This is a genomic window from Luteitalea pratensis (genome assembly GCF_001618865.1).
GTDB lineage: Bacteria > Acidobacteriota > Vicinamibacteria > Vicinamibacterales > Vicinamibacteraceae > Luteitalea > Luteitalea pratensis.
Genome location: NZ_CP015136.1, coordinates 1869447 through 1892871 on the forward strand (window position 1 = coordinate 1869447; position 23425 = coordinate 1892871).

Sequence of the window (23425 nt, forward strand, 5' to 3'; positions counted from 1 at the left end):
TGCTGCGGCGAATGCAAGGCAACCTGATGCCTGATGCCTGATGCCTGATGCCCGGTTGCCCGGTTCCCAATTCGCGATCCGCTGGTGCACACTGACGCCCATGCGTCCAGCCCGCGTCGTTCTTCTCGGCGGCACGCTCGCGGGGGTGCTCGACATCCTTGCGGCGTTTGCCATCTCCTGGCCCCGCGTGTCGCCGGTGCGCGTGCTGCAGTACATCGCCAGCGGCGCACTCGGGCCGGCAGCCTTCCGCGGCGGCGCCGCGACGGCGGCAGCCGGGCTCGCCTTCCACTTCGCGATTGCCTTCGGTGCGGCGTCGGTATACGTCGCGGCGAGCCGCCGCTGGCCGGTGCTGCGGTTGCGACCGGTCGCCTGCGGCATCGTCTATGGCGTGGCGGTGTACGCGGTGATGCAACTGGCGGTGTTACCGCTGTCGCGAGTCACCAGGGGAGCGCCGACGTGGTCGTCGATCGTCACCATGGTCGTGATCCACATCGTGTGCGTCGGCCTGCCGATCGCGCTCAGCGCCAGGGAAAGGTAAAAAGGCGAAAGGGCGAAAAGAGTAAAAGGCAGAATCGAAGGGGAAAGGGCAAAGGCTTCAGGACTTGAGGCCTTGAAGGTCTTTCCGCCTTCGATTCTGTCTTTTCGCCCTTTTCGCCCTTCATCGTTTCTACTTTGCCTCTGATCGGTGGTTGTGGCCCGGATGCAGGCGGGCCAGTTCCACGCGCGCGTCGCCCAGTAACGGGACGTCCTGATCTGCGTGATTGAACAGGTCGAGGAACTCGCGGTACATGACGGCCGCCTGCGAATGATCTCCGGACCGTGCGAGGGCACGCGCCAGCTGCACCCGGGCCGCGATGCCCACCGGGTCTTGCAGCACGAGTCCGGGATGGGCCAGCACAGTCCGGAACTCCCCGGCCGCCTCGGGCGCCTTGTCCGCGGCCATCCAGGCCAGGCCACGGACGTATGCGGTGTACAGGCTGCCGAACGACCCGAACGAGCCGCCCTGGAACGCCAGGTCGCGCGGCACCGCGAGTTGCAATCGATCGACGGCCAAGACCGCACCGCCGGCCTGAAGATCGACCAACGCCCGCAGCGTCGGCAAGTCGATGAACCGGACCAGCGTGTCGTCGGGGAACCGCGCCTCGAGATCGTCGGCCGGTGTGCGGGCACGTGGCGCCTCCCCCGCCAGCGCAAGGGCGAGGGCGGCGCCGTACTCGACGTCGCGAGCCGTCGAGAGCGCCAGCGCGTCAGTTGCTGCCTGCCGAGCGGCCCCTCGGAGGGACTCGCGGACGGCGCTGCCGGCTTCATACAAGGCCGCCCGTTCTCGCCCGCCTGACTGCAGGGCGAGAGCCACGGCCTGTCGCGTCATCGTTCGCGCCTCGCGCAACCGTCCGGCGTGCGCGAGGACGGCGGCCTGCTGGTGCGCCATCCAGTCTTCAACTCCGGAACTGGCGGTCCCCATGGCGGCCGCGCGCGCCATGGCAGCGTCATCGCGATCGAGGAACGCGAAGCAGCATCGCAGCACGATGAAATCGGGGAACTCGAGGTGGCGGGCGACTGCGCGTTGCAGCGTGGCCGCGGCCTCGCTCCTGCGCTCGAGCAGCACCTCGGCCCAGGCGAGATTGGCATAGGCGGGCACGAATCCGGGTCGATCGACAGCGCTTGCCTGGCATGGTCCCGTGACTGCTCATGTCGCCCCAGTTGCTGGGTGATCAGCGACAGGAACGTGTGTGGCGCGCGATCGCGAGGATAGGTGCGCGACCACAGCTCACCGGTGCGCAGCGCCTGTTCCAGGTTGCCCGTCACCTGCAACTCGTACGAGAGCGTGATGAAGAATCGTTCGCGGTCGCTCGTGCGCTCACGCAGTGCGTATGCCCTCCGACGCGCTCTCGGCCGCCAGTCGCGATTCGGCGATGTCGCCGTACACGCGTCCGAGGAAGGCATGGGCCATTGCGAACTCGGGGTCGATGGCGAGGGCACGTTGCAGGAGAACCACTGCGGCCGCCGGATCGTGGCCGAGTTCGACGTTCCACGCCTCGCTGTACGCTTTCAGCGCCTCGAGCGAGGAGGTCGTGGCCTCGGCGAGCGGCGTTCCGTGACGCTGCACGGTACTGAGCGACTCACCGACCTGCGCCCTGAAGTCGGCCGAGAGGCGGCTGAGGGCCGCCAGGACATCGTCCTTGCTGGCCGCTTCGGCCTGCTGCTCGAAGAGTACGGTGCCGGTCTGGCACTGCCTCGCACGCAGGCCCAGGACGTAACGGCTGCCGAGACCGGCGATCGAGGGTTCCACCACCGCCGTGCTCGCCGTTCGCTGACAGATCTCGATCGCCACGTCGGGTGTGAGTGGCCCCGCGTCACGGCGATCCATGAGGCGGAGCGTCCCTCGCACGCGCTCCTCCGAGACGAGCGCGAGAAACGGCGACTGCTGCAACTGGATAGTCAGCCCCTGTCGCAAGGTGCCGTCGAAGACGGGGTCGCCGGTTCGATTGGCAAAATCGGCGAGGACGATCGTGTCCTGCGACGTCAACGGCCGCGGCCGATGCGAGTACGCATAGCCGCCTGCCGCCAGGGCCAGCATCAGCACTGCCATTGCCGTGCCGGCCTGCCGCCGGGTGAGCGCAGGACGATGTCGATTCGGCGAGGAGAGCGCGGCCTGCGTGCCGGAGGGCTCGCGGAGCCATTCCAATTCGCGACGCACGTCGCTCACGCTCGCGTAGCGCCGGCCGGGATCGTGCTCGAGGCACGTGGCGACCACTCGCGCGAGCGCTTCCCGCACCGTGTCCGTACCTGCCCCGTGTGACTGGGTGGCGGCTCCCATCATGTCCTGGAGGACGCGACCGAACGAGAAGATATCGACGCGCGCGTCGGCGGGAAGGCCGCTGGCTTGCTCGGGCGCCATAGCGGCACCGGCAACGGCACGCATCTCGGGCTCCTCAGCTACTCGGCCGAGATCATCGTCGACGAGACGACTGGCGACGGCGCCGGCACGGCGACCTGGACGGCTGCCAACGGCGACCGGATTACGGCGAACACCTCCGGTGGGATCCTCGAGGCTGACCTCGAGCATGGCCGAATCGTGATCGGCGAGTCGCAGACCATCACGGGTGGAACCGGCCGCTTTTCCGGGGCCAGCGGCACCATCCGCGTCGAACGCACGCTGGACTTCATCAGCGGTGTGACTTCGGGCCACTTCGACGGGACGCTCAGCATCGCCCACTGAGGCGCGAGCCAGGCGGCCCGGCGGTCAGGGTTCGCCGAGGCTCGGCCTCAGTCGACCGCGACCCGGAGCACGTGTTAACCGAACGGCCTGCGCCTCGTTGTGCGTGAAGAGCCGCACATGCAGGAGCGATGACGCCTGCGTAACGGGCAGATCGCGGATCGTGGATCGCGGACGGGGAAGGTAGGGCCGGCTCTCCGAGCCCGGCCCAGGAGTCGAAAGGGCAGATATGGTGTCGACGTGGTTGCGCCTGGCCGTGGCCGCTTTCGTTCTTCTTGTGTCGCAGCCTGCCCGTGCCGGCGGGCAGGACACGTGCGTGCCGTCGGTCTCGGGTGACCTGAGGATCGAGACACTGACCAGTGCGGTGTATCAGCGCGACATCACCATGCGCGTCTGGTTGCCGCCAGGCTACGCCGATGGACCAGCGGATCGGACGTATCCGACGCTATACATGCTCGACGGCCAGGGAGCCTTCGACAATTGCACCGCCTTCAAGGGCGAGCAGGAGTTGCGGCTCGACGAGACGGTCCTCGCCCTGATCGCCGCCGGCACCATCCCGGCCGTCGTCATTGTCGGCATCGACAGCGGGACATCGAGGAACCAGGAGTATGCGGCCTACAACAACCCCGTGACGGACGCGTCAGCCCCGGAGCCCAGAGGCAAGTTGCTGCCTCGCTTCTTTGCCGACGAGGTGGTCCCGTTCGTGAGAAGCCGGTACCGCGTGACGAAGGATCCCGGTCAGACGGGAATCGGTGGTTGTTCGCTCGGGGCGGCGGGGGCGCTCTGGGTCTCGCTGCACAGGCCCGACCTGTTTGGCCTGGCACTGCTGCAGAGCCCGAGTCTCCTGCTCGGAAATGGGCAATTGCTGCGGGACACCGCCATGCTGGCACGCGCACCGGATCGGATCGCGATAGGCGTTGGCACGAGCGAGCTGGACTTCCCGGACATCGACGCGTATCTCAGGCCTTTCCGCCTGGAGCGCAGCGAAGCGGAGAAAGGAGGGCTCGAGATGACCGAGCGGCTCGCGAACAACCTGCGGTCCGCCTACATCAAGCGCTCCGAGGTGATGTTCGTCGTCGAGCCGAGCGCGAATCACAGTTCGCGCTTCTGGGCGGGTCGGATGGCTGCCGCGCTGACGTTCCTGTACGGCGCCCACCCCAAGCGGTGAGTTCGGACATCAGTCGGTCAGCTGGCCGGCTGCCGACGCTCGGTCAGCTGTTCCTCGGGACAGGCCCTGCGCAGCACTACGGCTGGCGGCTTGCCGATACGAGGTCGGCGCGCCCGAGCGCGCCGAGTGCCTGCGCCGTCGCTCGCTCGATCGCCACCGCGGCATCGCCGCCGACCCATGCCCGCTCCTGGTCGCTGCTGACGACATCCCGCACCTTCACCAGCGTCTGGACGAGTTCCTCGATGCGGCCAAACCGAAGGAGCGGCGGGAGGCCGTCCACGATCCCGATCAGCGTCGAGAGCCGCCGCTGATTCGTCTGCTCGTCGGCCGTCATGTCACCGGCAGGCAACGGCCTCGCGTCGAGCAGCGCCACCTCGTTGCGCAGCAGGTCCAGCGACGCATAGCGCGAATCGGGCGGGACCAACGCCAGCAGCGGAGCCAGCGGGCCGGCGATGGGCCGCTGTACTGCCGGCAACGCCGTTTCACCGCTCAGGGGCGGCAGCAACTGCTCGGCGAGCTGCGCGATGACGCGGCGCACAACGGCCTCCAGTCCGGAATCGAGTTCCCGGACACCCGCGAGCTGGCCGATGATGGCCAGTGTCGCGTCGGGGTCGATCAGCTCGCGAAGGCCGAGCATGCCGTCCCTGTTCTGATCGAACAGCTCCTGCAGCGCACTGATGAAGGCGGGATCCTGCGCACGTGATCGGGCCAGTGCCAGGGTCTCCGGACTCAACAGGTGCAGGGTCTCGAGTGCGCTCACCCCGATGAGGCTCATGTTGCCGGGAGAGTCGCTCAGCGGCCGGCCCTGCAGGAGTGGCGTGTTCGCATCACCCGGGACGTCGTTGCCCCACCGTGCCGGTGCGTCAGGCAACGACCAGATGCCGGCCGACCAGTCGTCCGCCTTCCAGACAAAGCTTCGAGTGCTCCATATCAGTCCCGCAACCGCGGGGGCGCTCTTCCATGTGTATGCGCCGGCCCGATAGGACCCCAGCGAGGTCAACAGCCCCGCGTAGGCGTCTGCCGGGCACCTCCACGTCTCACCATCCAGCACCAGGCCAGTGCCGGAACTGCAGACGGACGCCAGTCGTCGGATCGTCTGCGTCTCGTCGATGGTCAAGGCTTCACCAGAAGCCGCCCCACGAATTGGCGCCGCCAGCGCCATCCAGTGGAACGAGGTGTGCGCCTCGCCGGTCTGGATGGTGAACACGTATCCATGGCTGACCAGTGTCTGCGACGGTCCGGGCACGACCTGGAAGCGGCGGGCATCGAGCGCCGGCAGCATCTGCTCGAGATCGGGGTAGTTGGCCCGCCCGTCGCCGTCGACGTCCTTGGCCGCGAGCGCCCGTGCCAACGTCGCGAGGTGCTCGAGCGACTCGGCCGCCGCGACACGGTTGGCCGCCTCGCGCACCTTCTGGACGGCCGGCAGCATCAGCCCGAACAGCACGCCAAGGATGGCAATGACGACCAGGAGTTCGATGAGCGTGAAACCCCTGCGGCCTGCGAGGCGAGGCCGACCTGGTGTGAGCGACGAGTAGCTACGCCGTACGTTCATGGCGCCTCCCCTGTGCAATGGTCGATGGGCGATGTCGTCGTCAACGGTCACGCCGCGCGTCACCTCATTGGTCGATCAGATACCCGTGGAGCCTCGCCTCCTGAAGTTCCGCTGCGTGGCCGCCATTCGAGATCAGGACGTATTCCTCCAGGCACACGGGGAGATCAGAACCGATGACGCCGCCCGTCTGAAGATGCTCGCTCACCGGGATGACGCCGGCGAATACCGCGTCGGCATTCACTTGTCCCTGCGCACTGATGACACGCGAAAGGGTGGTAGGGCCGGTGAATGCATCGATCCTGGCCACCCCCCCAAGCGGGAATGCCAGAGCGGGTTGCGCCCGGATGATTGCCTCGAGATCGGTGAGCACCAACTTCTTGCCCGGCGGGACGATGAACGAGCCGCCGAATGTGCCATCCGGGAGGACCCGTTGTACCTCATGAGTGGCAGTGGGACAGATGCCGGTCGGCGCCAACTGCTCGCGCAGCAGGACGCGATCGACCGACGACACCACTGGGACCGGCTCCGCTGCCGTGTTCATGATCTGGACCAGAAGCGGTTTCATCCCCTGAGCGGCCACCCGCGCGCCGTCAGTGGTGAGCGCCAGCGTCAGGACCAACAATCCGGCCGCTGCAACGGCTGCAGTTCTTAGCATGTTTTTCATCGGTCGACTCCTCGAGTCTTGGCTCGATGTTCTGCGGTACGCCCTGGTCACCGTGCGCGATCGCGAAGCACGCACGATCGTTCGATGAGGGTGAATGCCGTCTCTCCGGAGAACTCCGGCGAGAAGCTGAAGGTCAGCGAGTAGAATCGGCCCCCACGCGGCTGGGCGCGAAGGATGCGTGGCAAGCCGAACGTGCTGGCCGGGATGCGTTGGCTCAGTGCCCCCACCCCTTCCGCCCGCTCGTCGGTGATCGCCGCGATCACATGGGGTTCGAGGCCGTTGAACTCGAACGAGACACACGCCTCCGGTGGCGGCGCGGCCGGACACTCCCCCAGGCAGAGTGGGATCGGGATCGACACGGTGGTGCCGGGGTCGGCCGTGACGTGCACCGAGCGCGGCTGCCCGTCCGGCTGCAGTCCCCTCGACGGCGTGTACGGCGCGCCATCGAGATGGATCACGGTCCGGCCGTAGCCGTCAACGTCACAGGCGTCCGGTGTGCCGTCCCCATCCGTATCCGACACGACCTGGTGGAGGTGCACCTCGCCCGTGACCGGATCCTTGAAGTAGCCCCATGCGACGTTGAGATCGCGATCCTGCGCACACCTGTCGCACGCGTCGCCGAGCAGGTCGCCATCCGTGTCGGCCTGGTCAGTGTTCGCGACGTTGATGCAGTTGTCGCTGTCGTTCGGTACCGTGTCGCCATCCCCGTCCGGATCGCACGCATCACCCTCGCCGTCGCCGTCGACGTCGGGCTGGAAGGCACGCCCGTCCTGGAAGACCTTCGGGTTGTAGTCACCCGGGCAGTTATCTTCCTTGTCGGGCACGTGGTCGTCGTCGAGATCCCCGTCCTCGAGTGGGTCGCACGCCGTGCCGATGCTGTTGAAGTTGGCGTCGGCCTGATCCGGGTTGTAGATGCCGGGACAGTTGTCCTTGTTGAGCAGGCACTGTGGCGTGGAACAAATCTCCGGTGCGCCGTCGCCGTCGGCATCGTTGTCGCAGGCATCGCCAATCCCATCGCCGTCGGCATCCTCCTGCCCGGTGTTGAACTTGAACGGGCACACGTCGACGCCGTCCGCGAAGGAGTCACCATCGACGTCGTTCTTGAGGATGCCGACCTCCACCGCCAGGAAAGCCGTCCTGGCCGCGGTGACGACCGACGCGGGGTGACCGAGCGCCGACGCGAAGGCCACGACGACGTCGCGTTCGATGAACGGATCGGCATTGGCCGGCATGAACTGCATCGCCCGGTAGAAGAGGTCCCGTGTGATCGCGTCGCCGACGCCGTTGACGATGATGCCCGTGTCGGGATGCGTACCGCCGCGGGCGAGCAGGAACGCGGCCTTGTTGGTGATACCGGCATTGGTATGCACGCCGCCGTTGTCGGACGAGCCGGTGAATCGCTCGCCCCAGCGATCGGGGTCGCCGCAATTCTGCGGGTTGCTGAGGTCACGCAGGCCTCGCCCACCCGGTAGTCCCGCGCAGCCTGTCGCCCCCGGCACGTTCTCGCCCTGGACGGGGTCGTTGGTGTGGAAGAACGCGAAGATGTCTGCCAGGCTTTCGTTGAGCGCCCCGGGCAGGTTTCCCTGGTTGAGATTCGAGCCGTAATGGACGACGCCGTGCGTGAACTCGTGCGTCATGACATCGTCCTGGACGAAGCCGTCCGAGAACTCGAAGCCCTCCTCGCCGATGCTGCACATGCGGCCGAAGTAGTTGGCGTTCTGCACGACGTTGCCAGAGCTGTCGACGATTCGGGCGTGGATGAACACCTCGATCTCGTTGCCGTCGTTGTCGTAGGAATCGCGGCCGAACGTGCCGTTGTAGAAGTCGTAGGTCGACTTCGAGAAGTCGAGCGCGTTGATGGCGTCCGGATCCGAATCGAACTCATCGTCGATTCCATCCTCGTCGCCGATGTTGTCGTCGTCGGTCGTGTTCCAGTAACAGAATGACGTGCTCGCGCCCACGAGATTGTTCGCCGTCTCCAGGTCGAGTTCGTAGTCCTGTTCGCCCAGGAACACGCGCAGCAGCACCTCGCCGGTGTGCGCGTCCACGAACAGCCGTTGAGGGTTCGGATTGCCGAGCGTGACCTGCCAGGCAAGCGCGGGATGTGGCGGTGGTCGGCTCGCCAGCCCCGCGAGGCTCGGGTCGAACACCGTCAGCCCGGTCCTGCCGGTAATCGCGGCACCGCGGAATCCCGCATACAACCGCGCGCGGTTCTCCGCGTCTTCCGCCGTGATGTCGGCAATCGGATTCAGGCGTACACCGCTCGGGATCAACGATCCCGACGTGCCGTACAGGATGTCGCCCTTCAACACGACGACGATCTCGGCGCCGTGAACCGGTAGCCCCTGGACGGTCTGGAAGAACGTGACGACCTGGACAGGCGCGGCCGGGGACGTGGCCACGCGGCGCACTCCCAGGCGGAAGTCTGGGCTGTTCAGGCGATACAGATCCTTGTAGTCATCGAGGAAGAGGCGCGCGCGCTCGACGGGGTCGGCGCCGCGGACCGGAATCTGGCCGATGACACCCTGGGGGAAGCCATGTTCGAAGCGCACCTCGGCGGTGTTGCGCGAGGCGGCCTGCAGCTGTCGCAGCGCCGTGAGTTGCAGTTCGTCGAGTGACGGTTGTGGCGCCGCGGCCACGTCGAAGTTGCCGCGATCGATCGCGCCACCAGGGATGGCGATACCGGAGGTGCCGAGGAAGTTGACGTCCAGCGCGTCACGGCCCGCGCCCGGTTCGCCGTTGTCGACGATGACGATCCGGTTCTCGGCGGCGAACTCGACACCGCGCCCGTCGGCCCGGTATCCGCACGTGCCAGACGCGTCGAACCTGGCCTGGTTGACGAGGATCACCATGCGCCGGAACGTGTCGTACCGGCAGGCCAGCGGTGTTCCGTCCTGGAGGCGGCCGAGCACCTGGAACTGGCCACTGACGGTGCCATCGGGGCCGAGGTGGACGTTGGCGGTCACCAGCCATTCGCCCCGTGCGCCCTGTCCCGTGACGGCACCGGCGGGCGCGGCATCGGATGGCCGGCCAAGGATCAGGAGTGCCCAGGTGATGCCCGTGATCAGCCGACCCCGGGCCAGCGCGATCGAGTCCACGTCCAATCCTCCATACGGAAGGCAGCCAGGATCACGACGTGGCGAGGCACGCGGCGTGCGGCCGCCCGCTCACGATGGCGCGTCTGCGTTCCAGGCCCGTGACGGAAGGTGGGCAACGGTAGATCGTCGGCTGGTCCCTGCACAGAGCATGACCATGCTGTTTTCATCAGCGGTGGCATGCGCGGCACATCGCCGTTGCGCGACGACAACGGTGTCAGGGGATGAGGCGGCCGCGGAGGGCCTTGCTGACGGCTTGCGATTTCGTGTGGACGTGCAGCTTCTCGTAGATGCGCCGGATGTAATTGCGAACCGTGTTGACGGTGATGCCGAGACGATCGCCAACGTCCTGGTAGCTGTCGCCATTGGCAAGCAGGCCGATGATCCGCAGTTCATGCGGCGTGAGCGCCTGTTCCGGCTTGTCGATCGGAGCGGGCCGCTGCAGGGCCACGACGACCTTCCGCGCGATGTCGGGCGACATCGGGGAACCGCCGGCGTGCGCTTCGGCGATGGCGTCGAGCAGGCGCGCCGGCGGCGTCTTCTTCAGGAGATACCCGCACGCGCCATTGCAGAGAGATTCGAAGATCCGCTCCTCCTCGGCAAAGACGGTCAGCATCACGATCTGCGCGCGCGGGCACCGATCGCGGAGCAGGCCGACACCCTCCGATCCGCTCAGTCCAGGCAGGTTGATGTCGAGCAGCACGACGTCCGGCGTCACGTCGGGGAGTCGTTTCAGCGCGTCCTCGACAGAACCGTAAGTACCAACGCACCGGAATCCTGGCGTACCGCCAATCAGCGCCGCGAGACCTTCGCGGGTGCCGCGGTCATCGTCGATGACCGCAACGGCGAGTGGGGAAGTGTCACCGGCCACACGAGCCTCGAGGTGTGCCGGTCATCCTGATTTACCTCAGCCGTTTGAACAAGAGCATGAACATGCGCTGACGGAGGCCGGGCATCGGCAAGCCCAGCCTGATCGTGGTGCCGGTCCCCGGCGACGAATCGATGGCGAGGCGCGCGCCGAGCTGCTCGGCCCGGGCCCGCATGCTGAGAATGCCATGCCGGTCCGATGCGGCGTCGACGGCGCTCGTATCGAAGCCCCGTCCGTCGTCGCGCAACTCCGCCCGAAGCTCACGTCCCTCCAGCCGGATTTCGAACGACACGTTGCGAGCCGATGCGTGTCGCGCGATGTTGGTGACACCCTCCTTGAGCAGCAGGAACAGCTGCCGCCGCGCCTGGGGATCCAGCCGGACCAGGACCAGATTGGCTGGCGCGGCGTACGCCCATCGCACGCCAGTGCCAGTGAAGACATCGTCGGCGTACTCGCGGAGGCGCCGGCAGACGCTCGCCAGATCGTCGCGCCGCGGGTCGACGGACCAGACGACGTCACCGAGGGCATCGAGGAGGGCGCGCGCACTCTCGGCGATTTCACTGAGGCGCCGTGCCGGCTGCTGGCCCAGCGCGGCCGCCTCGCGACACGCCACTTCGCTCTGGATGGAGATGCGCGCCAGGCTGCCGCCGATGTCGTCATGCAGATCGGCGGCTATCCGCATGCGCACGCGTTCGAGGGCGAGCAGCCGCGCGACACGGTACTTGTGCGCCGCGCCAGCGACCAGCAGGGCGGCGACGAGGAAAGCCGATCTGAACCACCATTGCTGCGAGACGGGCGGCAGGATGACGAACTCCACGGCCGCAGCCGACGCGCCCACCACCTCGGAACTGGTGACTGCTCGCACCAGCAACCGATAGTGGCCCGGGGAAAGCCGAGTGAACCGCACCACGCGCTCGCCGTTCGGGCGGCTCCAGTCGTTGTCCGTACCGTCGAGCCGGTGCTGGTACCGCAGGTGCTCGCCGGGCGCCAACGAGATGGCCGAAAACGTGATGGCGACGTCTCGCTCGCGCGGCGCCAACGTCAGCCCCGACAGCTCACGCTCGCCGAACTCAGACACGATGCGGGCGTCACCATTCACGTGGATGGCCGTGATCAACGTCGGCGGGGCGGGCGGCCGAGGACGCAGACGGGCCGGATCGAGGCGCGAGACGCCGGAGATGGTGCCGAACCAGATGTCGCCGCGCCGTGAGGCGAGGGCACTCCAGACCTCGTTCTGCGCCAGCCCTTCAGCCCTCGTGAGCCGCCACGAGCTGCCGGTGCCCGGATCGACCCGGATGATGCCGCTCGTCGTGCCGAAGTAGAACCGGCCCTGCGCGTCTTCGAGCATGCACTGGACGTTGGCACCTCGCAGGCTGCGTGAGATGCTCGCGTCGCTGACCAGGTGGCGCGTCTGCGGGTCGTCGATGCGCCTCGCGGCGCCATCGACCCCGATGATCCAGACGCGCTTGCGTCCATCGACGTGAAGCGTGCTGACCGCGATCGGCGTGCCACGTTCGAGGACTGGCTCGAAGCGCCCTTCGCGATAGGCAAACAGGCCTGCCTCCCGAAAGCCGACCAACAGCTGACCAGGCGAGAGGTCGACAATCGACGGCCGCGACACGGCCGGACGCGTAGTGAGATGCGGCAACCCGTCGGCCGGGCCGTAGCTGCGGAAGTCGTTCGTCGTGCGATTCCATCGGACGAGCCGGACGTGGTCGGGCAACTGGGCGATCAGCCACACGTCGCCGCGCTGGTCCTCGAATACGGGAAACAGGTCGTCGCTGGGCAGGTCCGGACGTGCTGCATAGAGCACGTCGTGGCGAACGCGAGCCACCATGGCGACCTGTCGAATCGGGGGGAACCGATACAAGCCCGCTGCCGTTCCTACCCACCAGGCGCCGAGGTGGTCGCGAAGCGCACTGAAGTAGCGATCGGGCGGAAGGTCCCGCGGCACGTTGAACCTGGCGGGCACGAAGCGGCGTCCATCGAACTCGCTGATCGTGTAATGAGCACTCGATATGGCAGCCACGCGTCCTGCGTCGGTCTCGATGAGCGCCGGGATGGAATCGTGCTCCAGCCCGTCAGCCTCGAAGTAGCTCACCAGGCCGGACGCAGCGATCCGCACCGCGCCACTGGCGTCGGTCCCGATCCAGAGGTTGCCATCCCGATCCTCGACCATCGCGTTGATCGCATCGTCTGCAAGTCCCTGCATCGGGCCGATGTTGGCGATGTGCGCACCATCGACATCGCTGAAACCGTGTACCGTGCCGATGCGGACGTGCCCGTCCGACCCGATCGCCAGCGCACGCACGCGCCGATCGATCAGCCCGTCGGACATCGTGAAGTCACACGCGTCGTCGCCTCGGGTGGGAAGCCGAAGCCCGCGATCCGGGCGGCCGCGACACTCACGCACGTGTGAACGGCTCGACGCCCCCAGCCGCTGCGCGCCGGCGCCGGGCCCGAGTACGAGCAATCCCTCGTCATGGCCTATCCAGAGACGGCCCGTGCCGTCTCTCGCCAGCACTCGCACGTGATGCACCCTGGCTTGCGCCGCGATGGGCTCCTGCGAGAGGCTCCCGGACGAGCGTCGCAGGAACAAGCCGTCCAGGGTTCCAATCCACAGGCTGCCAGCGTCATCCTCCAGCAGCGATGTGACCATCGCCGGAGGGCTCGGGACAACGGGACGGAAGCGCGGAGACGCGCCGCGTTCGTCCAGCAGGGACAGCCCGCCTCGGCCCCCCGCCCAGATGCGACCGGCCCGGTCCTCGAGCAGGACGCGAACGTGACGTTGTGTCGGTGACCCTTCGAACGGGACGGGCGCGAAAAGCTTCGGCGACCGAACACCAGCCGCGTGCGGGCCATCGCCCGCCACGCGGCGAGCGAGGATTTCGACCTTCACCACGCCGTCATTGGTGGCGACCAAATACGCACCGTGTCGAGTCGGGAGCAGGTCGGTGACCCACGGATCCGGCAGGCCATCGACATTCCGGTAGGTGACGAACTCGGTACCGTCGAACCGACTCAGGCCATCGATCGTGCAGAACCACAGGAACCCGCGCGGATCGGGCACGATGCGCCTGACCCGCGAGTGCGCGAGGCCATCGTCGGTGGTGTAGGTACGGAGCGGAAGCCGCTCTGCCGTGGCGGTCGAGACCACGCCTGACAGGAGCAGCGAGGCGAGAAGCGCGCGCACGCCGAAGAGCGCGCGATTGAAGCCCTGGCTGGTACGCGCAGCGAGTCGAACCGCCGAGAGCGCGAACATGAAATGCGTCCCCAGGTGCGCTCGGTCATCGTAGCGCCGTTCGACCGGCCCGCCGGAGCCTTGGCAAAGGCGGCCGCGGCGCGCCGGAGCCTTGGCAAAGGCGGCTCAGGATGCAGCCCTGCACGCCCTCGCGAGCCCAGCCGCACAGGCCTGCCGCAGCAGCTCGCGTCCGCGCGTTCGCTGCTGCACGCTCGAGTCGGGCTCGTTGAGATAAAGCAGGCCGAGATTGGCGCACCCGTCGAGATGCCCGCCGTTGCACGCACGTTCGTAAAGGCTTGCCGCCTTCGACCGGTCGCCCTGAAGACCGGAAGCGCCGTGCTGATAGATCGTCCCGAGGTTGTTGCACCCCGCGAGATCACCGCCGGAGCATCCGCGGTCGTAGTACAACGCCGCGGCCGTGAGATCGCGCGCGACACCGGCGCCGCGGTTGTAGAGCACGCCGAGTTGCGTGCACGCGGCGGAATTGCCGGCCTCACAGGCATCACCACAGCCCCGCGGCTCACCACGCCCGCACGCAGTGAGGGCCGGACTCTCAGCGGCGGGTGTGGCTCTTGCGACTCCTGGCGAAGCCGAAGAGTCGTTCGTGTCCGGCGCGGCGATTGCAGCCGGCTGCCGTGCCTCGCGATTCGCGGTCGGCGGAGGCGCTTCGGAACTGGTCGCTACTGTCGTGGTCGGCTGCTGCGGAGCCCTCACGGGTGCCGGAGCTGGAAGCGATCCGGTGCGTTCGCCTTCGGGCGCACGCCACATCAGCAGGATCGTCGCGCTGAAAGCGCCAGTGACGAGGCCGGCTGCCGTGAGCAACTGCCAGAGACCGCGCCGGTTGATCCCGGACCGCCGATGCGTCACTGCCTGCGCTGGTCCAACTGGCGAAGGCGGCGTCGGTGCGCCCACCGTCTCGTCCAGCGCACCACGCAACTGCTGGACCTTCAGCACGATCCTCTCCGTCGTATCCGGGCCGAAGGCCGGCAGCGCCGCGCGCACGTCGAGCAGTGCCTGTTTCAATTCCTGGGAGGACGAAAAGCGATCGCTGCGCTGCTTGGCCAGCAACTTGCGGATGATGGGCTTGACCCGGGCTGGAATGGCCACCGCGATCGGCCCATCGAGCGGAGGCTCCTCGTGCGCGTGTTTGTACATCACCGCGACGGCATTCTCGGCCGTGAACGGCCGCGACCCGGTGAACAGCTCGAAGAGCACAATCCCCATCGAGTACAGGTCCGTGCGGGGATCGATCGGCTCTCCGGCCGCCTGTTCAGGGCTCATGTAGGCGGGCGTCCCGGCGATCTGGCCTTCTGTCGTCAGTCCGCGCTCCGCGTTCCACAGCTTCGCGATCCCGAAGTCCATCAGCCGCGCGTTGCCGCGGCGATCGATCATCACGTTCGCGGCCTTGAAATCGCGATGGACGATGCCCTCGTCGTGGATGGCCTGCAGGCCATCGGCGAGCTGAATGGCGATCGCGTACGCCTCGTCGACCGCGAGGCCGCCCGACTGCGCGATGAGCGCGGTGAGCTCGATGCCTTCGACAAACTGCATCGAGATGTAGCCGAGCGTGCCGTCCTCGCCGTAATCGTGGATGCGGCAGACGTTGCGGTGGGTCACCTTGCGCGCCAGCTTGATCTCACTCAGGAAGCGCTGACTCATCAGCGGACTGCCGAGGAGGTGCGGCAGCAGCACCTTGATCGCCACGACCTCATCGAGCGCCCGATCGTGGGCCCTGTACACCTGGCCCATGCCACCTTCGCCGATGTAGTCGAGGATGTGGTAGCGACCGCTCAGGACCGCGCCCTGTGCGAGCACCGACCCCGTCGGGGTGCGCCGCCTCAACGGCAGCTCGTGGTGGCTCATCGTCCGTGTCGCGCGTACCTGGACTGCCGCGCCTCCGGCCTCCAGCTCACCTGTCAAAGGCGCTGGATCGTCTGCCTGGCCGCGAGTATAGTCAATCCACCCAATTCAACGCGCTGTTGACCCGCTCCCGGCCCCTGAGGGCCGCGGAGCCCTTGGCAATTCCGGAGAAGGTCATGCGCACACACCTGCGGCTGGCATGCGGCCTGCTGCTTGCTTCTGTCGTCTCCGCGAACGCGCAGTCGGCCCGCGTCGAGATCGTCCTGGATGTCAGCGGGTCCATGAAGGCGACGATGGGCTCGCAGCCGAAGATCGACGCTGCAAAGAGCGCCATCCGCGAGACGATCTCGGGGATCCAGGAAGGCAGCGTCGTCGCCATGCGGTACTACGGCCATCGAGTGCCGCCGGAGCCGAAGGCCGAGAGCTGCAAGGACACGGAGCTGGTCATTCCGTTCCAGCCCCTCGACCGCGCGCGAATGCTCGCCGCCCTTGGCAAGGCCGTGCCGAGAGGGCAGACGCCGATCTCGTACAGCCTCGAGCAGGCGGCCGGGGACTTCGGCGGCGCGAGCGACGAAGAGCGGGCGATCATCCTCGTCAGCGACGGTATAGAGACGTGCGGTGCCGATCCGCTCGCGACGGTGCGCGATCTCATGGCGCGAGGGATCAAGGTCAAGATCCACACGATCGGGTTCGACGTCGACGCAGCCGCACGGGCGCAGCTGGAGGGAATCTCGCAGGCGACCGGAGGCGAGTATCACGATGCCCGCAACGCGGCAGCCCTTGCCGACTCCTTGCGGCAGCTGACGCAGCGGGCGCTGCTCATCGCGCGCGATTCGGCGTACGGACAGGAGATTCGCGGCGGCAACACGTACGAGGATGCGGTCACGATTCAGGCAGGCACGACGTACCACCTCGATCACCATCAGCGCAAGGACGACTACGACTACTTCGCCATCGATGCGCGCGACGGTCAGAAAATCGTCGCCACCATCCAGGCGTACGACGTCGGCGTCAAGATTCGCGGCGAGAAGTTCGAGGAAGGCAAGGGGGAGTTTCCCTATTCGGGCATTGCCCTGCACGCGTCCGATAAGCAAAGGGTCGCCCAGGTGTGGATCGCAGAGCCCGGACAGAAGAAAGGCATCGAGCTGCCGATCGCCGCCGGGCGTGGCGGCCGATTCTATGTGCTGATCGGCAACGAGCACTACGACCAGCACCGGAATGCCCGCTTCGAGGTGCAGCTGGTCGACATCTCCGACGCCAAGAGCGGTCGTGACGCCGGAGCGGACGATGCCGGCGCGATCGACATCGAGCCCGGGGAAACCAGCGGCTACCTCAACGCAAACGACCGGATCGACTACTACGCGTTCAAGGTCGTGCCCAAGGCCACCTACTCGTTGCGCGCCAAGCCGAACGCACCGGAGAAGGAACTCGTGCTCGCCGTCGTCGATCGGGACGGTGTCGAGAAGAAGCAAGTCAAGGCCCCGAACGGTGGAGCCGCCGTTCGCATCGAAGCACTCGAGTTTCCCTACGAGGGCAAGGCCTTCGTCAGGGTCGCGACCCACGAATTCGTGCAAGAAAAACTCGAGTCTCGGTACACGTTGGAACTCACGAGTACCGGAGGCCCTGCACCGGCGCCTTCAGCCGCCGCAGCGTCGACGCCCGCAGCAGCAGGCAAAGAAGACGAGACGACGCCGGCCGGCGTCGTCTCCCGCCGAACTGTCGTCTGGATCGGCCTGGCCGTCGTGGCTGTCGCGCTCCTGATCGGCGTCGCGTTTGTCCTCGGCAGGAAGGCCGCGTCAACGCGATGAGTGCGGCGACGGCTAGAATCGCTCCATGCTTCGTCACGCCCTCGATGCGATCACTGTCACTGCCACCGTCGCCGTCGCTGCGACCGTGGGCCAGGCGCCTGCCCCCGGCACGGAAGACTTCAATCGGCTGACACCGGATCAGCTGAAGGCGAGCATCGAGAAACAGCATCCGGCCGCCTACTACGTTCTCGCGGGGAAGCTGTTCGCGTCAGGTGAGAAGGACGAGGCCGTGTTCTGGTTCTACGCCGGCCAGCTGCGCTACCGCTTCCATCTCGCGGCCAACCCGGACTTGCCACCCAGCGGCGACGCGGCCCTGTTCGCGTCGCTGTCGGAGGTCCTGGGCAGACCGATCAATAAATACGCGTTCGGTGACGTCGTGCAGGTCACTGCCACCATCGACAAGGTCCTCGCCTGGGACGGGCGCACGGCCAACGGGTACACGTCGAAGACGACACACGCCGCCGCATGGAAGGGGATTCGCGACGGCCTGGGTCAGCTACGCTCGCACCTCGTGCAGAGCGGCGACCAGATCCGCGCCCAGCACAAGCAGAACGGTCTCGAGAACCGCCAGCCGTAGCTTCAGGCCGACTGCACCCCGTGGTCTGTCGGCGGCTCGAGTTTGAGCAGCGCCGCCAACCGGCTCCAGTGCGGACTCGATCGCAATGCCAGTCCCGCGCACGTCGACAGGAGCACGAGCAGGTAGCCGTCGCGCTGTTCGATCGCCTTTTCGGCCCAGGCCGCGGCCTCGTCGAGTCTCGACTGCAGCAGCATGAAGAACATGAACTCGACAGGAGCACCGTAGCCGTCGCCGTTGCCGAGCGTCGCTATCAGGCGGTTGGCGCCGTCCGTGTCGCCGGTGCGCTGCAGGATGCCCGCGAGCAAGCCCGCGAACCGCGTCTGCTGTCCGGCCAACGTGAACGCGCGTTGGGCATGGCCTGCCGCATACTGCCAACGGCCCCTGAACGCGCCGTGCACGGCAAGCCACTCGGCAGCGGGACCGCACTGCTCGTTCAACTCGACCACCTGACGCAGTTCCGCATCCGCCGCGTCGATCTCGCCCGCGGCGTCGAGGCAGATGGCGCGCTGGACGCGGAACACCAGGTTGAGCGGGTCGCGCTCGAGTGCCCGGGTCAGTGCCCTGACGCCGGCGGCGGCGCGGTTGGTCAGGAGCAGGCAATGGACGCCATGATGCGCGTCGACGTCCGACGAGACCGGGTCACGCGCCAGCGCCAACTGGAACTGCCGATCCTGTTCGAGCCAGTCGTAGTCGTACATCCCGGCGATCACACCCAGAATGGCGTGCGCTTGGGACAGCGACGGGTCGCACGCCAGGGCCTCGAGGGCCCAACGGCGTGCCAGGGGCATCGACTCATGCGCCGACGTGCCGCCCCAGAGCGCCTGCAGCAGGAAGTGGTGACTGAGGTGCTGCCGTGCCAACGCGAAGTCGGGGTCGCTCGCAATCGCTCGTTCGAGCAGGACACGCGAGCGCGACAAGGCTTCGGGAGTGAGCTGGGCGAGGTAGTAGCGCGCTTTCAGGAAGTCCTCATAGGCCGACGGCGTCGGCTGATAGCGGCGAGGCGGGGCTTGTGGTGTCAGCTTGTCGTGCAGGCTCTGCGCGATGGCCTGGGCGATCTCGTCCTGGAGTTCGAAGACCTCGGTCATCTCGCGGTCGTAGCGATCCGACCAGAGATGGCAGCCGTCGGCCGCGTTGATGAGCTGAGCGGTGACGCGGATCCGGTTGCCTGATCGGCGGACGCTGCCTTCGAGCACTGTCCCCACCCGCAGCGCCTCGGCAATCGCCGTGATGTCGTGTTCCTTGCCGCGGAACGCGAACGCGGAAGTGCGGGCCGTGACCTTCAGGCCCGGCACCTGGGCCAGCGCGTTGATGATCTCCTCGGCCAGGCCATCGCCGAAGTACGCGCTGTCCTTGTCCGGGTTCATGTTGGCAAACGGGAGGACGGCAATCGACGCCTGTTGCGCGGGCCGGTCCGCCGCGAGTTGCGCGCGGGTGTCCTCCAGCGCGGCCCGGAGTTCGCTCACCGACTGGAACCGCTGCGCCGGGGACTTCTCGAGACAGCGACGGACGATCCGATCGAGGGCCGGTGCAGCCCCCAGTGGCCGCACCTCGGTTACCGGGGCGACGAAGCGGTACCCGCGCTTCGGAACGGTCTCGATGAACCGCTCGTCGGAGGTTCCCTCCCCGAGCGCCCGCCGCAGAGCGGCGATGTTTTGTGCGAGGTTGTTCTCCTCGACGAAGGTATCCGGCCACACGAGCGCCACCAGTTCGTCCTTGGGTACCAGCCGTCCGTGGCGGGCCACCAGGACGACCAGCGTGTCGAACGCCTTCGGCGTCAGGGGCACTGGTTGACCCTGGCGCAGGAGTACGTTGTCTGCGGCGTCGAGCTGAAATGCTCCGAAGACGTAACGGAAGCTCGATGGATCCATGTCGCTGACGGTCTTCCGAAGGAATGCAGATTCTCTCAGAAGCGTCTGACGACGCGCTAGCCCGCTGCATGCTCGAGCCGGATTCGTTGAGATAGAGCAGGCTGAGGTTGGCGCTTCTCCGAGAGACTCGCCTTGGCACGCTCGTGCGTAGAGGAAGAACGAGGGCTTGACCGCGCGTTGATAATTAGATAATGTGCTAAGTATCTAAGCGAGGCCATTTCTGTGAAAGCCCCCGATCAGGCATTCCGTGCACTGGCCGACGACACTCGACGCTCCATCCTCCGGTTGCTGAGGGATGGACCCTTGACGTCGGGGGAAATCGCCGATCGCTTCGACTCGACCTGGCCGACGATCTCGCGGCACCTCGCGGTGCTCCGGGAGGCTGGCTTCGTGGTCACGGAGCGTCACGGCCAGGAGATCCGCTACGAGTTGAACTCGTCGGTGTTCGAAGACCTCGTCCAGCACCTGATCGAGTGGACCCGCCCCAGTTCGCGCGGTGGCGCTCGTCGCGTTCCCAGGCCCGCGCGGCCTCGTCAGCAGGAGGGGTGAGATGCGCGCACTAGGCTCGTCACTGGATCGCGTGGTCCTCGCCGGGCACGCCTTCGGCCTCGTCGCCCTGTATCGGGGCCTGCCCTTGCAGGTACCGCCGTCACTGCACGTGGCCAACGGCACCGTCTGGCTGGGCGCACCCATGGTGGCGTTCCTGCTCCCGGCCGCCGTGACGCTGACCGACCGACTGCTCCGGGGGTTGTACTTGGCCCCGGAGGGCGGCGAGCCAGGCGCCCACGCGGACGCCATCTACGACGCCATCATGCTCCGCGTGAGTCTCCTGGTCATCGCCACTCACGGCGTCATCCTCCTTGGCCTGCTCGGCGTCCTGTCCGGTCGATCGTGGGCGGCCGTGCTCGTGCCAGCGATGCTGGGAGCGACGATGATCAGCGTCGGGAACATTCTTCCGAGGACTCGTCCGAATCTCGCGATCGGCCTGAGAACCGGGCGGACACTCGCGGACCGTGCAGTGTGGATGAGGGCACATCGGTCGCTGGGATACGTGATGGTGGGATGTGGCGCCGCCATCATCGCCTCGGCCATTGCGATACCGCGTCCAGTGGGTCCTGCCATGATCCTGCTCGCGGGTCCTGGCGCATTCGCCGCGAGCTGGCTGCTGCTCCGCAGGCGCGAACGCCATGCGCGTATCTGACGCGCGCAGGCCCGGGACGGTGTCGCGGCTGTTTCGCGCTGTCGTCAGGTCTTTCCTCGTGGTCGTCGCCCTTGCTGCCTTCAGTGCCGCGACGTACGAGCATGTCGGTGCATGGCGCGACGGCCGGATCCTGAAACAGGTCGGACGCTCGGTCGATATCGGTGGACGCACCCTGAACATCCATTGTGCAGGGGATGGCAGGCCCACCGTGGTCCTCGTCAGCGGTGGCACTGCGCCCGGTTACGTCTGGACACCCAGTCAGCGGGGCATCACCGCATTCACGCGGGCGTGCTGGTACGACCGCGCCGACATCGGCTGGAGTGACTCAGGGCCCGATCCGGCATGGGGGAGGCAGGCAGCGCAGGATCTCCATCGGCTGGTCGAGGCCGCAGGGCTGCCGCGGCCGTTCGTCCTGGTCGGCGCCTCCTTTGGCGGCTACGTCATTCGCCTCTATCACGACGCACATCCGGGCGAGGTATCCGGGATGGTGTTTGTCGATGCGGCGCTCGAGGATGCCGGGACGATCAGGGGCATGCCCCATCGCGACAGGCCGCCGCTTCCGCGGTCGGTGATCCGCGGCCTCTCGATGGTCCTGGGACGACTCGGCATGATTCGGTTCATGGCCGCCGACTCGGGGCCAGCCCCGCACCCGTGGAGCGCGGCGGAGTGGGACGTGCTGGCGCGGCTCAGGCGACAGCGCAAGGTCCTGCTCGCCGACGCGCAAATGGGACCGGGAAGAGCCACGGCCGATCAGGTTCGATCGGCGGGAGGCCTCGAAGACATGCCGCTCATCGTGTTGACCCAGGGCAAGCCGATCCCCGATGCCCGGTCCGTCGAGGCTGGCGTCCGGCGTGGATGGGTCGATCTGCAACGGCAGTTCGCCGAGCGGTCGAGGAGAGGCCGCCAGATGCTCGTGCCCAACGCCGGACACGGCATCCCTGTCGAAGCGCCGGAAGCGGTGATCGCTGCGGTGCGCGAGATTGTGACGACGGTACGGCAAGGGGTCGACTGACGATCCCCGAGGCTGGAGGCTGGAGGCTTGAGACCTGAGACCTGAGACCTGAGACGTCACGCGCCGCTCACGGCAACATCCGCAGGAACGCGCCGATCTCGCGAACCACGTCTTCCGCGTGCGACAGGAACGCGTAGTGACTCGCTTTCGGAATGCGAACGACGCGCGCCGACGGCACACGCCGTTCGAACCAGCGGGCTTGCCGCTCGGTCATGCGCGTGTCGAAGCGCAGGAAGTCGTCGACGCGGGTGCGGTCGACGCCTGGCTGTTCGGCCCACGGCCCAAGGCCATGCGGACTCGCGAAGATCGCCAGGGCCGGCACGTCGATGCTCGTGAAGCGTTGAGCGCCTGCCGACCCCATGGCACGAGCGGCGGCGGACGGGGCCCGTTGGGCGCCGACGCCGCCGTCGTCGCGCACGTCGCGCTGCCACCGTAACTCCGCTTCGGGTATCGCAAACCCCATCGTCTTGCGCGTCCACGCCTGGTACGCCTGGACCGACCGCAGGTCGGCAGCCGCCGGCGCGGGTGGCGCGCCGGGGAAGGGCGGCGTTGTCCGCAAATCCTCGAGGTCGCGCTGCACTTCCTCGAGTGCATCTCCCATCACGGCCTGAATCGCCGCGGACAGTTCGGCGGGTGGGCGAGGCGGCTTTGCAATCTCCGCCTCCAGCGCCTCCAGCCGAGTCCGCAGATCCTGCACGTTCTCGAGGATGCCAGGGCGATACAGTGCGTACCGGTACCCGGCATCGATGTACACCAACCCGCCAACGCGATCCGCGTGACGAACTGCGAGCCAGCTCAGCTCCTGTCCGGCGATCGAGTGGCCGATCAGCACGGCGCGCGGCAGGTCGAGCGAGACGAGGACCTGGTACACGTCCTCGCCGAGGCGCTCGACATCGTAGCCAGCCGCCGGAGTACTCGACGCGCCAAAGCCACGGCGTGTCACGGCCAGGACACGGCCAAGGCCGGTCAGGCGGGGCGCGAAGTCGTCGAACACGTGCGCGGTGTTACCCGATCCCGCGAGCAGAAGCACCGGCCGCCCACGGCCACCCCAGTCGAGCACTTCCAGTTGGACTCCGGTGTCCACGGTGACCATCTGTGTGCGATGCGGCGACTGATCGCGCCACTCCCCGGCCTGGGCCCGCGCGTGGGCTGTCGCGCAAACCATTGATGCCATGTTGATGAGCGCTGCTGCGCACGATTGCCGCACTCTCCGCTGAAAGATTGCCGGCCCGGTCGATCCTGGTCGTCGCATTTCACCCACGGTTTCTCCTACGCTTTGGACACTGGCCAACTC

General features: G+C 67.2%; 17 protein-coding genes and 1 pseudogene. 8 read left to right on the top strand and 10 right to left on the bottom strand.

Features of this window, described 5'->3' with window-relative positions; genetic code table 11:
• Nucleotides 1–100 precede the first annotated feature (100 nt).
• Complete coding sequence (locus LuPra_RS07640; RefSeq protein ID WP_110170199.1) at nucleotides 101–538, top strand: hypothetical protein; 438 nt, start codon at nucleotides 101–103, stop codon at nucleotides 536–538.
• A gap of 129 nt (nucleotides 539–667) precedes the next feature.
• On the opposite strand, the gene LuPra_RS07645 is transcribed toward LuPra_RS07640, so the two are convergent.
• Complete coding sequence (locus LuPra_RS07645; RefSeq protein WP_110170200.1) at nucleotides 668–1639, bottom strand: hypothetical protein; 972 nt, start codon at nucleotides 1637–1639, stop codon at nucleotides 668–670.
• Between the two features lie 219 nt (nucleotides 1640–1858).
• Nucleotides 1859–2899 carry a serine/threonine-protein kinase gene (locus LuPra_RS07650; protein ID WP_157898866.1) on the bottom strand — a complete coding sequence of 347 codons (1041 nt, stop codon included), beginning with the start codon at nucleotides 2897–2899 and terminating at the stop codon, nucleotides 1859–1861.
• On the opposite strand from LuPra_RS07650, the gene LuPra_RS07655 reads away from it, so the two are divergent.
• Nucleotides 2885–3220 (top strand): hypothetical protein, encoded by a 336-nt coding sequence (locus LuPra_RS07655; RefSeq protein WP_110170202.1) that lies wholly within the window; start codon nucleotides 2885–2887, stop codon nucleotides 3218–3220. The genes LuPra_RS07650 and LuPra_RS07655 overlap by 15 nt on opposite strands.
• Nucleotides 3221–3446: 226 nt before the next feature.
• Entirely contained in the window at nucleotides 3447–4385 is a 939-nt protein-coding gene (locus LuPra_RS07660) for an alpha/beta hydrolase (protein WP_110170203.1), read from the top strand.
• 1357 nt (nucleotides 4386–5742) lie between these two features.
• Here the strand turns inward: LuPra_RS07660 and LuPra_RS34295 are convergent.
• The 6 genes and pseudogenes from LuPra_RS34295 to LuPra_RS07690 form a co-directional block, all read right to left on the bottom strand.
• A pseudogene (locus LuPra_RS34295) lies at nucleotides 5743–5937 on the bottom strand (type II secretion system protein); the annotation flags it as partial.
• A 64-nt stretch (nucleotides 5938–6001) separates the two neighbouring features.
• Nucleotides 6002–6556: a hypothetical protein gene (locus tag LuPra_RS07670; RefSeq protein ID WP_157898867.1), complete on the bottom strand. Its 555-nt coding sequence runs from the start codon at nucleotides 6554–6556 to the stop codon at nucleotides 6002–6004.
• A gap of 92 nt (nucleotides 6557–6648) precedes the next feature.
• Nucleotides 6649–9699 carry a M4 family metallopeptidase gene (locus LuPra_RS07675; protein WP_110170205.1) on the bottom strand — a complete coding sequence of 1017 codons (3051 nt, stop codon included), beginning with the start codon at nucleotides 9697–9699 and terminating at the stop codon, nucleotides 6649–6651.
• Between the two features lie 214 nt (nucleotides 9700–9913).
• Nucleotides 9914–10567, bottom strand: coding sequence for a response regulator (locus LuPra_RS07680; RefSeq protein WP_110170206.1), 654 nt, complete (start codon nucleotides 10565–10567; stop codon nucleotides 9914–9916).
• A gap of 31 nt (nucleotides 10568–10598) precedes the next feature.
• A complete protein-coding gene (locus LuPra_RS07685) occupies nucleotides 10599–13826 on the bottom strand; it encodes a sensor histidine kinase (protein ID WP_110170207.1) in 3228 nt (1075 codons plus the stop codon).
• Between the two features lie 105 nt (nucleotides 13827–13931).
• Nucleotides 13932–15668 (bottom strand): serine/threonine-protein kinase, encoded by a 1737-nt coding sequence (locus LuPra_RS07690; RefSeq protein WP_110170208.1) that lies wholly within the window; start codon nucleotides 15666–15668, stop codon nucleotides 13932–13934.
• Between the two features lie 5 nt (nucleotides 15669–15673).
• Here LuPra_RS07690 and LuPra_RS07695 point away from each other — a divergent pair, with 5 nt between their 5' ends.
• Both LuPra_RS07695 and LuPra_RS07700 read left to right on the top strand, forming a co-directional pair.
• Nucleotides 15674–17473, top strand: a complete 1800-nt coding sequence (locus LuPra_RS07695) for a vWA domain-containing protein (protein WP_157898868.1) — start codon at nucleotides 15674–15676, stop codon at nucleotides 17471–17473.
• 25 nt (nucleotides 17474–17498) lie between these two features.
• Nucleotides 17499–18050, top strand: a complete 552-nt coding sequence (locus tag LuPra_RS07700) for a hypothetical protein (RefSeq protein ID WP_110170210.1) — start codon at nucleotides 17499–17501, stop codon at nucleotides 18048–18050.
• Nucleotides 18051–18052: 2 nt separating this feature from the next.
• On the opposite strand, the gene LuPra_RS07705 is transcribed toward LuPra_RS07700, so the two are convergent.
• Nucleotides 18053–19918 carry a winged helix-turn-helix domain-containing protein gene (locus LuPra_RS07705; RefSeq protein ID WP_110170211.1) on the bottom strand — a complete coding sequence of 622 codons (1866 nt, stop codon included), beginning with the start codon at nucleotides 19916–19918 and terminating at the stop codon, nucleotides 18053–18055.
• Between the two features lie 222 nt (nucleotides 19919–20140).
• On the opposite strand from LuPra_RS07705, the gene LuPra_RS07710 reads away from it, so the two are divergent.
• The 3 genes from LuPra_RS07710 to LuPra_RS07720 are packed head-to-tail and all read left to right on the top strand — an operon-like array spanning nucleotide 20141 to nucleotide 22131.
• Nucleotides 20141–20467 carry an autorepressor SdpR family transcription factor gene (locus tag LuPra_RS07710; RefSeq protein WP_110170212.1) on the top strand — a complete coding sequence of 109 codons (327 nt, stop codon included), beginning with the start codon at nucleotides 20141–20143 and terminating at the stop codon, nucleotides 20465–20467.
• A gap of 1 nt (nucleotide 20468) precedes the next feature.
• Complete coding sequence (locus LuPra_RS07715) at nucleotides 20469–21119, top strand: SdpI family protein (RefSeq protein ID WP_110170213.1); 651 nt, start codon at nucleotides 20469–20471, stop codon at nucleotides 21117–21119.
• Nucleotides 21106–22131, top strand: coding sequence for an alpha/beta fold hydrolase (locus LuPra_RS07720; protein WP_110170214.1), 1026 nt, complete (start codon nucleotides 21106–21108; stop codon nucleotides 22129–22131). Before LuPra_RS07715 ends, LuPra_RS07720 begins: the two co-directional genes overlap by 14 nt.
• Nucleotides 22132–22198: 67 nt before the next feature.
• Here LuPra_RS07720 and LuPra_RS07725 read toward each other — a convergent pair whose 3' ends face one another.
• Nucleotides 22199–23296, bottom strand: a complete 1098-nt coding sequence (locus tag LuPra_RS07725; RefSeq protein ID WP_157898869.1) for an alpha/beta fold hydrolase — start codon at nucleotides 23294–23296, stop codon at nucleotides 22199–22201.
• Nucleotides 23297–23425 lie beyond the last annotated feature (129 nt).